Annotated in this window: 11 protein-coding genes; 6 read left to right on the top strand and 5 right to left on the bottom strand. The window is 55.8% G+C overall.

Annotated features, from left to right (window positions below; all coding sequences use genetic code 11):
- Window positions 1-212: 212 nt before the first annotated feature.
- The 4 genes from tatC to Mal52_RS22550 all read right to left on the bottom strand — a co-directional run bounded on the left by tatC (window position 213) and on the right by Mal52_RS22550 (window position 6,355).
- Window positions 213-1,250 (bottom strand): twin-arginine translocase subunit TatC, encoded by a 1,038-nt coding sequence (gene tatC, locus Mal52_RS22565; protein ID WP_145378782.1) that lies wholly within the window; start codon window positions 1,248-1,250, stop codon window positions 213-215.
- A 336-nt stretch (window positions 1,251-1,586) separates the two neighbouring features.
- Window positions 1,587-3,077: a zinc ribbon domain-containing protein gene (locus Mal52_RS22560; RefSeq protein WP_145378781.1), complete on the bottom strand. Its 1,491-nt coding sequence runs from the start codon at window positions 3,075-3,077 to the stop codon at window positions 1,587-1,589.
- 320 nt (window positions 3,078-3,397) lie between these two features.
- On the bottom strand, window positions 3,398-4,570 hold the full coding sequence (locus Mal52_RS22555) for a sialidase family protein (protein WP_145378780.1): 1,173 nt from the start codon (window positions 4,568-4,570) through the stop codon (window positions 3,398-3,400).
- Window positions 4,571-4,663: 93 nt separating this feature from the next.
- Complete coding sequence (locus tag Mal52_RS22550) at window positions 4,664-6,355, bottom strand: hypothetical protein (RefSeq protein ID WP_145378779.1); 1,692 nt, start codon at window positions 6,353-6,355, stop codon at window positions 4,664-4,666.
- Between Mal52_RS22550 and Mal52_RS29955 the strand changes: the two genes are divergently transcribed.
- From Mal52_RS29955 to Mal52_RS22540, 3 genes are all read left to right on the top strand, one after another.
- Window positions 6,336-6,476: a hypothetical protein gene (locus Mal52_RS29955; RefSeq protein WP_197534403.1), complete on the top strand. Its 141-nt coding sequence runs from the start codon at window positions 6,336-6,338 to the stop codon at window positions 6,474-6,476. The genes Mal52_RS22550 and Mal52_RS29955 overlap by 20 nt on opposite strands.
- Before the next feature lie 136 nt (window positions 6,477-6,612).
- Entirely contained in the window at window positions 6,613-7,398 is a 786-nt protein-coding gene (locus Mal52_RS22545; RefSeq protein WP_231962419.1) for an RluA family pseudouridine synthase, read from the top strand.
- A gap of 4 nt (window positions 7,399-7,402) precedes the next feature.
- Entirely contained in the window at window positions 7,403-7,738 is a 336-nt protein-coding gene (locus Mal52_RS22540) for a hypothetical protein (protein ID WP_145378778.1), read from the top strand.
- Between the two features lie 230 nt (window positions 7,739-7,968).
- Here Mal52_RS22540 and Mal52_RS22535 read toward each other — a convergent pair whose 3' ends face one another.
- A complete protein-coding gene (locus tag Mal52_RS22535) occupies window positions 7,969-8,898 on the bottom strand; it encodes a hypothetical protein (protein WP_145378777.1) in 930 nt (309 codons plus the stop codon).
- A gap of 602 nt (window positions 8,899-9,500) precedes the next feature.
- Here Mal52_RS22535 and Mal52_RS22530 point away from each other — a divergent pair.
- The 3 genes from Mal52_RS22530 to Mal52_RS22520 all read left to right on the top strand — a co-directional run bounded on the left by Mal52_RS22530 (window position 9,501) and on the right by Mal52_RS22520 (window position 12,154).
- Window positions 9,501-9,944, top strand: a complete 444-nt coding sequence (locus Mal52_RS22530) for a YkgJ family cysteine cluster protein (RefSeq protein WP_145378776.1) — start codon at window positions 9,501-9,503, stop codon at window positions 9,942-9,944.
- 99 nt (window positions 9,945-10,043) lie between these two features.
- Window positions 10,044-11,396, top strand: coding sequence for a histidine--tRNA ligase (gene hisS, locus Mal52_RS22525; protein ID WP_420824958.1), 1,353 nt, complete (start codon window positions 10,044-10,046; stop codon window positions 11,394-11,396).
- Between the two features lie 20 nt (window positions 11,397-11,416).
- Window positions 11,417-12,154, top strand: a complete 738-nt coding sequence (locus Mal52_RS22520; RefSeq protein WP_145378775.1) for a class I SAM-dependent methyltransferase — start codon at window positions 11,417-11,419, stop codon at window positions 12,152-12,154.
- Window positions 12,155-12,464 lie beyond the last annotated feature (310 nt).

Below are 12,464 nucleotides of genomic sequence, written 5' to 3'. Positions count from 1 at the left end.
CGCACGTCGTTTGACGTCGATTTGCATGGAACACTCGTCCTGACTCTGCACTGGCGGACGAGTCGCCAGTGGCACCCCGCGTACGCCAGTGGCACCCCGTGTGAAAGTTGTTTGGTGTCTATAGGTTCGGTGGTTTCAACAAATTGGCAGTGCGCTGTCGCCCTAACGGCATCGACGCCGGCCTAAAATCTCCGCTGCTGTCTCATTCCGGGCTATTCTTCGGCATACGGGCTAGCCGATGGGGCTTGGAAGCCGCACAGCCAGATTCCAAACTGGTACAGCACTAAGAGTGGGATCATCATCAACAACATGCTCGTGGGGTCGGCTGGAGTGAGCAACATCGACAATACGGCGATCACCAGGGTGGAGATGCGGCGTTTTTCGCGATAATCATCGGCTGAAAAGATCGAGATCCGCTCCATAAACAGCATGACCAGCGGCAATTGAAAGCTGATGCCGAACATCAACGGCAATGTCACGGCAAAGCTGATCCACTCCGACATACGAATCTGCGGCAGCAGCCCCAGCCACAAGTTGAAGCTCAGTAGGAACTCCAACACGACCGGGATGACCAAGAAAAAGCAAAAGGCAGCTCCGCCTAGGAATAATCCTAAACTCATCGGCAGAAACCGATAGACCCATTTGCGTTCGTGGGGATACAAACCAGCGGCGACGAACAACCAAAGTTGATAGAAGACCCACGGACTGGAAAGGACCAGTCCGGAAATCATGGCGACTTTGACGTAGGTAAAAAACGCTTCTTGAACGTTGATGGTGATCGGTTTGAGCTGCTGAGCGTCGTCGATAATTTTTGGCAAACCGGAAATCGATGCTGCCAATTGGATCATCACCGATTTGGCGTCATCCGACGGGGCCGGATAGTGCTGAGGATCGGCTTCGTGCAGTCCCCGCTGCAACTCGAGCGCGTCGACCTGAATAGAGACCACTTGTGCATCGTCAGTTTCCTCGGGTTGAGTGGGAGGTTCCGTAGGTTCCTCGGTCTCCTCTCCGAAGTAGGCCTTGGTGGTTTCCCAGAATGACTTGCTAGGGCCGTCCTCGACCGGTTGACCGTAAGCCGCAAGTGCATTGTCGATGGGGGCACGAACCATGTCGATGATCGGTTTGCTGTAGGCTAACGAGGCGATCACGCCGATCACGAGGCCGATGAGGGCCTTCCAGAGGTGCGTGCGGAGCGCCTCCAGGTGTTCGCCGAAACTCATTGTGCTTTCGTCAAAGAGATCTTTGGACATAACTCACCTCTGAGGGGGTTGTGTTTGCTCCCGGCAGTCTGCGCGAACTGGGGTGTTGGCGCGGAGCCAGTGCCGAGGGTAAACGGGAACGAGGGAAGCGCCGGCAACGATTGCCGCGGACACCGCACCGCATGCCACCGAATCAAATTCGGTCAGGCATTTCCGTCGGGTGGGAATAGGTTGGGTGTCCGCTCGTTCGGCCCACGAGTCTCGCGGGATCGCTGAGCGGGAGGTAAACCGCCGTTCATTTTACGGGCGGAATCAAAAACTTCAACTGTACGCCACAGCCCGTGTCTGCGACTGCCCGGGGAACCGGCCAACGGGCAGTCTGTGACATCACATTAAGCTCAAGACAAATCCGATTGCATAAAAAATGCCACCGATGATTTGAATCGCAATTGGCCATTTCGCATCGTTGAAGTTCATCGCTAGATAGGCAAAGTCGCCGAATGGCACCCAGAACACGATCAGGCCCCAGACGACACTATCGTTGAACGAAGCGATAATAATCATGATCCGTCCAGTCAGGGAGACAAGCATTCCCGCCAACAAAATCCCCATACCCATCCCGGCTAGTATCGTGCCTTCGGTAGCTACCAATCCAAAAATGATTCCAAAGATGGCGCCGAAGACAAAGGCTAAACTCACACCGATCGCAACTCCCTTGGCGGTCGGGCCTTCCTGAATCGAATCGATATCCTCCAGCCGCGTTCCCTTGGGAACGTATTTCTGCTCTTCGATCCGGGTGATTAATTCCAGACTTGATTTGTTGTAGAAAACGAACAGGCCGGTGGACCGCATGAGCATGAGGGCACCGAAGCCCAGCAATAAATGCGAGACGGCCGCAGCACCACCAAGGATCCCATATACTGTCATGGGGGAGGCTATGAATTCCCCTTGCATCAAAGCGGTGACTTCAGCGTGGTAAACTCCTGCAGCGATGGCCAACGGAGAGAAACAGACGGCCAGGACCGTCAGCAGTACCAAGACCCACCAGACCGAATGTCCAATGTGCTGAAACGTAATCTGAAACAGAATCGGTGAAAGCCAAGCTTTCCAGGTGACTGGCATCGCCATGTGCCCCAAGGCTGTGGGGACCACCGCCAATGTGAGGAGGATGGTCATTGCCAATCCGGCCCAATAGGCTCGGACATCTAGCAGCAGGAGTGGAGCAGCGAAGACCACGGCCGGCGTAAAAAACGCGATTGCCCACAAACACCATTTAAATCCGAGAGCGATGTTGAGAAAAATATCAAAGTTGATTCTACCCAACGATTTTTTTTTCGCCGCGGTTGCCACGATGACTTTCATCGTCAGGTTCCACAACCAGCCGGGATAGACCATGCCAGCCACGATGCTAAATGCGACCCAAAACATTTTGGGTGGCGTCCGTTCGCAGAAATCCACCATGAACAAGCAACCGGCGAGCACAATGGAAAACAAGATCCAATACAAGAATGTGCGTCCGGCGAGACCCTTGTAGCGAGTCATGAAATTCCAGGATTCAACCCACGCGGCCCGGTAATACAAGGCCGGGTCGGGAGCACCACGGCGGCGTCGCGCTGATTCTTTTTCGGCGATCTGGCCGGTGATCAAATCGACTCCGCATTCGGAGCAGTTGATATCCTCGATAGCGGCTGCTGCGCCGCAAGCTGGACAGATCCGCGCGTGCGCATCTTCCGCTTCTCGGAGATTCAGGTTCAACAAGTCATCCGCGCTGTCCGGGGCGGTCTGCCGAACGCGGCGTTTTTTGGTCGCGGCGGGAATTTTGACCTTGGTCTCGCACTTCGGGCAACGGACCGCTTTCCCCCGCGCCGTATCAGGCACGTTGAGAACCTTTTCACAACCTGGACATCGTACTTTCAGTGGCATCGACTCACCGCACTCTGAATTCTTTTCAAGTCGTTTCAAAACCCTCTGACGAGTCCCACAGGCACGGATCTGAAAGTTTCGAGAACAAGCGCAACTGGGGTTTGAAACGATTATTAGTATAAGCGGATCCGTATTAAGGGTGCCGCGTCATCCTGAACAGCTATTCATCATAGGCATCCTGCCCCACAACTTGCTAATCACCAGTCTACCAGATCCAGGAACTCGACGGTGCTCAAAAAAACGGATATTTCGCCTCCAGGGCGGGGAGAGGGGCTTCAATCCCCCTCCTTGATCCAATCTTCATCGAATGCCGCATGCTTCATGGTTTTGCCGTCGGCGACAGAATACGTGTAAATTGCGTGAATTGTGCCGTCAGCGGCCTGAATGATGGCCGGATAATGGTACCGTCCCGCTTCGTGCTGTTCCAGGTGCCGCGTCCAACGCCAAGTGCGGCCTTCGTCTTCAGACAGCGAGACAGCCAGGCTATTGCGGTCGCGGGTGGAATCGTTGTAGATCATGACCCAATGGCCATTTTCGAGACGGACGGCGTCTAGACCGGAGCCTGGATTAGGGAGAGCGGAGTTTTTCACCGGTCCCCAGGTGAGGCCGTCGTCGGTGGATTCCGAGATTCTGATGTTTTCTTGAAATCCGTTCTCCCGCATATAGGCAACGACCGTACCGTCATCACGCTGCAAAACGGCCGGCTGAATGTTGCCGTAGTCGATTATCGGCCCGCTGGCATACCAGGTTTTTCCATCGTCGTCGCTGACCGCCATGATCGAGATGGAGTAGGTGTCGGTATACAGTGGCATCAAAATCCGTCCGCTTTTCAGAACGGTGGGTTTGCAACGGGGCATCCATCCCAGTCGCTGATACATTTTTTCGCCGGCGGTGTCTTTGGCCAATTGCAGGAACCCCAGTTGTTTTTTGGAGAGGGGTTGCTTGTTACCCAGGTGGTTGTTGACGTGATCCAGAAACTCGTCTTTGAAGTCCTGCGGCTTGAGGTAGATTTGGTCTTTCCAATCCCAGCGGGGAGCTCCTTCTCCTTCGTAGTCGGTTGAGGTCATGTAATTGGTTACGGCCGATTCCCAGGTGTTGGCCAGAATCGTGGGCCAGAACAGCCACAACTTTTTGTCTTTGTCGATCATCATGGCTGTATTGCAGTCGGGAAAGCCGGGTGTATCGGCCATTAAAAACTCGGGGCTCCATTTGGTTTCCCCTTTCCGCAGACGAGCGCCCAAAACCCGGACATCGTCGGCGCTGCGTTCTCCCGAACCGCGATACCACGAAGCCAGCAGGTCGCCATTGGGGCATTCCACAATCGCCGGCGCATGATTGTGTTCGGCGTTCAGTGGAAACACGAACTCTGCCGCGAATTTAGATTCCGCGCGAGCAGCAGCAGTCAGTCCGCAAATGATGACAAGAAACAAACTGATGGTTTTCGACATTATAAAAAACCTCTCTGGCAGTTGGTCATGCGGTGTATGGTGAGAAAATAACTCGGCGGCGACTCCGCCGTCCTCGTTTTGCCGATTCAATATTTAACGCCGCTGTGGTGGCAGGATGGGGGCTAGTTCTAAACCGACCGAACGGGTGATTGCTCCGCCGGCGGCGCCGGGGCCGGTCCGTTCTTCGTAGCCGCCGTCGCGGAAGTCATAGCTGGGGATCAAGTATCCAAGTTCGGCATTGGCTAGTCCGACAATCATACGCAGCTTGCCCGGCATGTGGGACATGATCTCTAAGCCGAGGTCAGGCAGGAGTTCTCCCGGGATGGTGATGAATTGTGCATCGCCGATCCAAACCAAATTCATCTCGCTGCGGATGCGATGTTGTGCAAAATCTGCTTTGGGGGCGGCTTTTTCCAGGTACTGTATGATCGCCTCGGCAGTGACTGGATATTCCACGGGGCGGCGATACAGCCAGACGTCGTAGGTTTCGCTGGGGACTGCGTTTTCGGCGGCAGCGACGACGAACTTGGCCAGCGCGTGCCCCATTTCCTCAGCGGCGGCTTGCGTGCGAAGTCGCGTGTCGGGCGTCAGCATGCCACCCAGCGCTCCGTTTAGAAACACGGTTTGGCCACCAAGTTCGCGAGTGACGTCGTTGCAGAGCGTGCCCACAAAATCGGGCGAAAGCCCTCGCGTATCGCGGAGCCGGATCACTTCGGGATGACAGGCGAGATGGATGAGATTGGCGATTGGTTTTCCGTCTTTACCAATGGCTTGCACGATGGAAACCGTGGGGTCGACCACGCCGGGGTCGCGACCATTGCGGATCAAATCCACCACACGTCCCCCAGCCAGCGGCATTTCGGCCGAGCCGATTTTCAGTTCCGCAACGGGAGACAAATTCTTCGCCGCTTGCATGACGGCTTGTTCGGTTTGTGCCAAGATCTGTTTGACGTATTCAGCCGGGTAGTAGCCGTAAAATCCGATCGTGTCGACGTTGGCGTGCGTGTGGGACATAGCGACCACGACATTCGGAAAGCCTTTTTCACGCAGTCGTTCGCGAACCGTGTCGACGTCCCACATGCCCATGCCGAAGACATCTAACCCAATGAAAACGACGCGCTCGTCGCCGCGTTGGAAGATGACCGCACGTGCGAAAAGGTCTTCGGCTAGGTGCGTCGGCTTTTGGTCGTTGTCCGGCGCGATGTCTTCGAATTTTTTTGGAGCGATGGAAACCTGCGACGCTCCCACGAGAAAATCGGCGGGAGGGGTTGTGGCTTGGGGCGGATCGGTTTCTGCGCGGCGCAGATCGACGTGGACGTTGGGATAGCCTTCAGGAATGCGGCGGGGGTGCGGCGTGAAGTACAGCACGCCGGTGGTATTGCCGGTTGCATCGCAGATGAACCGTAGCCCCTGTTGGGTGTAGTCCAAATACGATTGGGTTTGGAAGGAGATTTCCGCTTCCGGTTTGCCGAATTTTTCGACAATGCTTTCACGGGTGGGATAACGGGAATCGGGTGAGGCGGACGTGACGAGCGCCAGTTTGTTGTTTTGGAAATAGCAGCGGTCATTCAACTCCGGCCGGCCCGCAACCGGGTAACGCAGGTCGGTTTTGCTAGGCGTTTCGAGGGGGGAGGGCCCCAGTTTGGCGAGCACGTCGCTGAGGGTGGCGTTGCCGGGGACCAGACCTTGATAGGCGTTGGCGGGGACCAGACCTTGATAGGCGTTGGCGGCGGTCGGAGCGGCGGCCCAGGATTGGTGCCAAAGTATGGTTCCCAAAATCGCCATGACGGCCAGCGCGCAGGTGATGGCCCGCAGCCGTTGGTTTTTGCGAGATCGCGACCTGTGGGGCGCAGAAGAGGCTGCGCAGGCCACAGCTGAGCAACATCTCCCTGATTTTGGATCCTGATTGCGGATTTTCATGAACTATCTCCCCCGGGCCAGCGTTGAAACAGGCGATGCAGCGCGGGATTGAGCATACACAATTTGAGCCAGCAATGCGACGACCCGCGCGTCGCAGTTGGGTACGGTGAACTGGGAAAACGATGCCCCACTATTCGGAGAACGCGCCGGTCGATATGATCCTTTCGATCATCCAAAAAACCACAGATGCGCTTCTGCGCCCTCCCGAAGTGAACACGGCACCACTAGAAATTTTGTACGCGGACAATCATTGTCTCGCCGTAGCCAAACCGGCCAAATTATTGACGGCTGGTGATCGGACCGGTGACGATACGCTGTTGGCGCGATCTAAGGCATACGTCAAACAGACGTATGGGAAGCCGGGCAATGTTTATTTGGGAATCGTGCAACGGTTGGATCGACCGACGTCGGGGGTCGTGCTTTTCGCGCGGACCAGCAAAGCGGCGGCGCGGTTGACGAAGCAGTTTCGCGACCGCACGATTGAGAAGACCTATCTGGCAATCGTCGAGGGGAATTCCGGTCCCGGTGATGCGGAACTTGTGGACTGGCTGAAGAAGGACGAAGCACGGAATGTCGTCAGCGTCACCGAACCGGGCGCTACCGGGGGCAAGCAATCGCGATTGCGGTATCGCGTATTGAAGCGCAGCGGCGGACGGACATTGCTGGAGGTTCGACCGCTCACGGGGCGAAGCCATCAAATTCGAGTCCAATTGTCCTCCCGAAAGATGCCGATCGTCGGGGACCGCAAATATGGCGCGCGCGTGGGGCTGGGAGGCAAGATTGCCTTGCATGCTGCTTCGCTGACTTTTGAACATCCGACACGCCGGGAAATGCTAACCGTCACGGCGGAATTGCCTGATTATTTCGACGACTTGTTGGATCCAGGCGGCGCCTCATCAAGAAACTAAATCGATGTTGCAATCACTACAAGACATTTTGAGCAGGCAATGGTGGGACTACGATCCGAGTTCCACTGTGCATGTCGTCTATCATTGGTTCAACGTGGCCGAGGGGGCGCTGTGGTGCTTTTTGGGTGTGATCGTCGCACGGCGGTTTTTGTTGAATCAACGATCACTGTGGGAAGTGGCCTATGCGGTGGCATTTTTTCTGTTCGGCATTGGCGATTTTGTCGAAGCCCAAGGGTTGTACACGTGGTTGATCGTCTACAAGGCCCTGATCTTGGTGCTGTTGATATTGTTGCGGGGGCATGTTTTGAAGCGGCATTATCCGGATTCGCATTGGATTTAGCACGACTGTTTATCATTAAGCATTCGGTCGTCTCCAAGGGGGGGCATTGGCGGCTCGTCCGTCAGTGGGCACGTGGACCGACGTCGCTGAGCACAGAAAACCCAGGCTGATACGGCACTGGCGGACAAGCCGCCAGTGGCACCCGGCGCATGAGAAATGCACGGCCGGATGTGATATCCGAACGTGCATGGTGTGTTAGCGGCATGAATCGTGCGCGGAGAACCGTTTGCTTATCGGCTGACCGTGGATGGATCGGCGGCAGCTTCGGTGGCATCCGTGCTGGTCTTTTCACCTTCAGGTAGGCTGTCGACGACGTGCAGGTTTTCTGTTTGAGTCCGTTCGAAGTCCTCCAGGGTTCTCAGCAGGATGCGACGGCGTTCGTCCGATTTGGCGATGATGGCGTTGCGGATTTCTTCGTATTCTTCGAGTGTGGTCAGCAAGCCGACGACATCCTCACGAGGGCGTTTGTCGGCTTCGGCGACATCCCCTTGAGGACCTTCGATTTCGGCGATCCGGTGTGCGAGGCGCTCTTCGGCAATCTTCAGCAGTTGGAGTTGTTCTTCCAGGTCTTCGAGTTTCGAGGCCAATAACTCGTCATTCGAGTTGAGTTGCAATTCGAGTCCGTTGAAGCGGGCGAAATAACTGGAGGGAATCATCGCCCGCAGCCGCCATTGTTGTGACGCATCCCAGCTGTCGCTTTCTCCGTCTTGCAGCGTCCAGTTGGGAGCCAGCATAGCGCGGTTGGCCTCTAAGGCGGTCACGCGAAAGTCACCCACATATTCCATCTGCCCATTTTCGCCGGGCTGAAAACAATGCACGAGGTTTTGCGTGCCGGCTTCGCCCTCGCCGACTGTGGCATTCAGGCCGTTTTCCGAGCCGATGTCGATGGTGACCGAATTATCCTGACGAACTTCCACAGCGACGTCGTTCCAGTACGGTGCCCAGCGCAATTTTTCGTGCGTCAGTTCGCGAAGGGTGGTGCGTGTTTTCAATCGCAGGTCGGTCAGCTCCGCCGCATTTTTTTCGATCTTGGCTTCTAAGTCGACCTTCTGCTTGATATATCCGGCGCGGGCTGTGTAGACCTTGGCGGTGAACCACATCGCCGTGGGAATACAAACCACCACAGCGAACCATAGACAAACTTTACCAAAGGTGTGCATCAGAGATTCCTCGATGTCACGAAGGCAGGGTGCCATTCCGCGGGACGATTGCGGAAACGACCAAGCCTTGTGAGTGTCATGAGTGCGTTTTCGAAGGGAGGCCTCGCGCGCAGCCCTCTCCTTAAATACGAGAACTACGACCGAAAATTTCCCAGTTTGTCCATCATAAAGGTCCCCGGCGCGGCCGGTCAAGCAGAAACCCGGTCCTACGGGATTTGAGCCGGAGTTTGCCGCAAGGACCGGATTAACAGGTCCCGACGGTAAATCCGGACCTCATCGGCGGGGACTCTGGGTCTGACGACAGAGAGAAAGCCAGTTACCGGGAGTGGTTTTTAGTCTATCGGGGGATCGGGCGGGGAACGTGAATGCGCGCGCTCGATCCATTGACGAATCAGGCGATTATGAGCGGTGCGATTCATACGTTTCAGAGATTGCCGCACATTCGCGACGTCCGGAAAGTACACACTGATCGCGCAAGTCGTTATAATCGTTAGCAATGGGACCAATCGGCCGGCCGATTGCGGGCATCAGAAAATGAGGGGATTGGCCCAGGTTGTTCGGCAAGAACGATATTTTCACACTTCACAATCGACGGAGCGACCATGCCTGTTGCACAAGTCCAACGCAAGGATCTCAAACCGGACGAAGTCCTGTGTAGCTATTGCACCGCCAAATGCTGCCGGTATTTCGCATTGCCGATCGACAAACCCAAAACCTGGGAGGATTTCGACGGCATTCGCTGGTACATGACGCACGGACGGATCTCGATCTTTGTGGATGAGGGGACGTGGTATTTGATGGTCCATGCGGATTGTAAATACCTGCGTGACGATCACATGTGCGGCATTTACGAGGACCGACCAGCGATCTGCCGTTCGTACACGACCGACGATTGCGAATACGACAATGACTCGGTCTACGACAAGTTCTTCGAATCCCCCGAGCAGATCTGGGAATACGCCGAAGCCGTGTTGCCGCCGCGGAAGAAGAAGAAACCGTATTCGCCGACCATGACCGTCGAACTTCCGCTGCTAAGCGGTGTCTGATTATTGAGCGGTGTTTGATCACCGTGGCACTGCTGACCTCGCAAACTTTTCCGCCTCCGGCTTTGCCGGACGTTTTTTTACAGCCTTGAAATATCCCGCATACCCGTGAAACAACAACTCATTCAACCCCGAGTCCTCAAGGGTTTTCGCGACTACCTTCCTGGGGCGATGATTCCGCGCGAAGCACTGATGCAGACGGCTCGCGAGGTCTATCGCAGTTACGGCTTCAGCCCGATCGATACACCGGCGCTGGAATATGCGGAGATTTTGCTGGGCAAGGGGGGAGACGAGTCGGACAAGCAGGTCTTCCGGTTTCAGGATCAAGGCAAACGGGACGTGGCGATGCGGTTCGACCTGACCGTCCCCTTCGCGCGCTTTACGTCGCAGCACCTCAATGATATCGGGACGCCGTTTAAGCGGTACCACATTGGGACGGTTTGGCGGGGCGAAAATCCGCAAAAGGGACGTTACCGTGAATTCATGCAGTGCGACTTCGACACGATCGGCACCGCCGCCAACATCGCCGACATTGAAACGCTGCTGGTGATTCACGACTTGTTGTGTGCGATCGGGTTTGAAAAATTTACGACCCGCGTGAACAACCGGTTGGTACTCAACGGATTGCTGGAGAAACTCGATCTGGCTGAGCAATCGGTCGGCGTGCTCCGCGCGTTGGATAAATTGCAAAAAATTGGTGCCGACGGTGTCTCTGCTGAATTGACCGAAAAGGTCGGTCTCTCCAATGATCAGGCACAACAAGTCCTCAAACTGGTCACGACCGAAGGGGACACCGAAACGGTGATGTCCGAATTGTCCACATTGCTGGCCGGCAATGAGCGGGGCGAATTGGGCGTACACAATCTGCACGAGTTGTTTCGTTGCGCTGCACGGGCGGGGATTCCGGCTGAGCGGATCGCGCTGGATGTCACCATCGCTCGCGGACTGGACTATTATACCGGGACGATTTACGAGACGTTTCTGGGCGACCTGCCGGGGATCGGCAGTATTTGCTCCGGAGGACGCTACGACAATCTGACCGGACTGTTCAGCAAACAGGCATTGCCGGGAGTCGGGGCGAGCCTGGGACTGGACCGGTTGTTGGCGGCAATGGAAGAATTGAAAATGTTGCCCGGCATCTCAACGCCGGCGCCGGTGCTGGTGATATTGTTCGATGCGGAAAAGAGTGGCGAGTATTTGCGGATCGGCCGTGAGTTGCGAGCTGCCGGAATTTCCACCGAGGTGTACGTCGATCCCAAAGGGGTGGGCAAGCAGATGAAATATGCCAATCGCAAAGGGTTTCAACTGGCGATCATTGCCGGCGGCGACGAATTCGCTGTCGGGAACTGGCAAGTCAAGAATCTGCAGAGCGGCGAGCAACAAACGGTTCCCGAAGCAGAATTGATCGCGCATGTGACGAGTGAGTTGTCGTCGGATGGCGGATCTGCAGGCTGAAGCAAAGGGGAGGGCGAGCAATGGCGTGGGGAGATTTCACAAAACAGGCGGCGGCCTATCGATTGTCCCGGCCATCGTATCCGGTCGAGTTGCTCGAAGAGATTTTGAACGAGGCCGACCTTGTGGTCGGGGATCCTGTGGCCGACATTGGTGCGGGGACCGGAATTTTTTCGCAGTTATTGCTCGACCAGGGCTTGGAAGTGACGGCCATCGAGCCGAACGCTGAAATGCGGAAATACGGCGAAGAAACCTGCAAGGCCACTTGGCTGGAAGCGACGTTTGAACAGACCGGACTGCCGGATGCATCTCAAAAATGGTGCTTTGCCGCTCAGGCGTTCCATTGGGCGGACGTGCCGAAAAGTTTGGCCGAAATCCGCAGAATCCTGGGGCCGGGCGGCGGGTTCACTGCGTTGTGGAACGAGCGCAATAACGGTCAAAGTGAGATCCTCAGTTGGGTACAGGAGGCGCTCAGTCGGCATGTGCCGGATTTTGATCACGATTATCGCACGCGGGACTGGGCAACGGAGTTGGTCTCTACCGGCGATTTCTCGATGGTTACGCCGCTGAGTGTGCCTCACACGGTGCGGATGTCTAAAGCACGATTTTTGGAGTTGTGGCGGAGCAATAATCAATTGAACACGATTGCAGGTCCAGAGCGATTGGCGGCATTTTTTGCGGATCTGGAAGGCCATCTCAAAACGATCGGTGCGGAGGAGATTGACGTGCCTTATCTCTGTAAAGCATGGACAGCGACGTGAGTTTGGTCACCAGGTTGAACGGTTTTTGAGACGGCCGGGCAGGGTCAAGACCGGTAAATTGCCCAGTTTGCGAGAACCGCGCGGCTGCCATTGACCTGGATCGTGATTTCGCAGATAGTTGCCGCTCCTCAAAACTGCCCGGCGCGGCCGGTTTGTGACCAAAAACAGCGCGACGACATGCGGGCAACTGCCCGGCAGCAACGTCCGCTCGATAACGACGGCAAGCGGGAGCCTGCCCTTCGTTTTACTTAACAATTCACTGTTATTTGCACGCGACTGAGATACACCTTATCGATGGCTAAGCAGCAGA

This window comes from Symmachiella dynata, assembly GCF_007747995.1.
Lineage (GTDB): Bacteria > Planctomycetota > Planctomycetia > Planctomycetales > Planctomycetaceae > Symmachiella > Symmachiella dynata.
The sequence above is the reverse complement of the archived record's forward strand: the minus strand, read 5'-3'. Positions and strand labels throughout refer to the sequence as shown.

Coding starts and splice junctions, on each gene's coding strand:
- tatC (WP_145378782.1), bottom strand. CDS start 1,250: ATGTCCAAAGATCTCTTTGACGAAAGCACAATGAGTTTCGGCGAACAC.
- Mal52_RS22555 (WP_145378780.1), bottom strand. CDS start 4,570: ATGTCGAAAACCATCAGTTTGTTTCTTGTCATCATTTGCGGACTGACT.
- Mal52_RS29955 (WP_197534403.1), top strand. CDS start 6,336: ATGGTTCCCAAAATCGCCATGACGGCCAGCGCGCAGGTGATGGCCCGC.
- Mal52_RS22550 (WP_145378779.1), bottom strand. CDS start 6,355: ATGGCGATTTTGGGAACCATACTTTGGCACCAATCCTGGGCCGCCGCT.
- Mal52_RS22545 (WP_231962419.1), top strand. CDS start 6,613: ATGCCCCACTATTCGGAGAACGCGCCGGTCGATATGATCCTTTCGATC.
- Mal52_RS22540 (WP_145378778.1), top strand. CDS start 7,403: ATGTTGCAATCACTACAAGACATTTTGAGCAGGCAATGGTGGGACTAC.
- Mal52_RS22535 (WP_145378777.1), bottom strand. CDS start 8,898: ATGCACACCTTTGGTAAAGTTTGTCTATGGTTCGCTGTGGTGGTTTGT.
- Mal52_RS22530 (WP_145378776.1), top strand. CDS start 9,501: ATGCCTGTTGCACAAGTCCAACGCAAGGATCTCAAACCGGACGAAGTC.
- Mal52_RS22520 (WP_145378775.1), top strand. CDS start 11,417: ATGGCGTGGGGAGATTTCACAAAACAGGCGGCGGCCTATCGATTGTCC.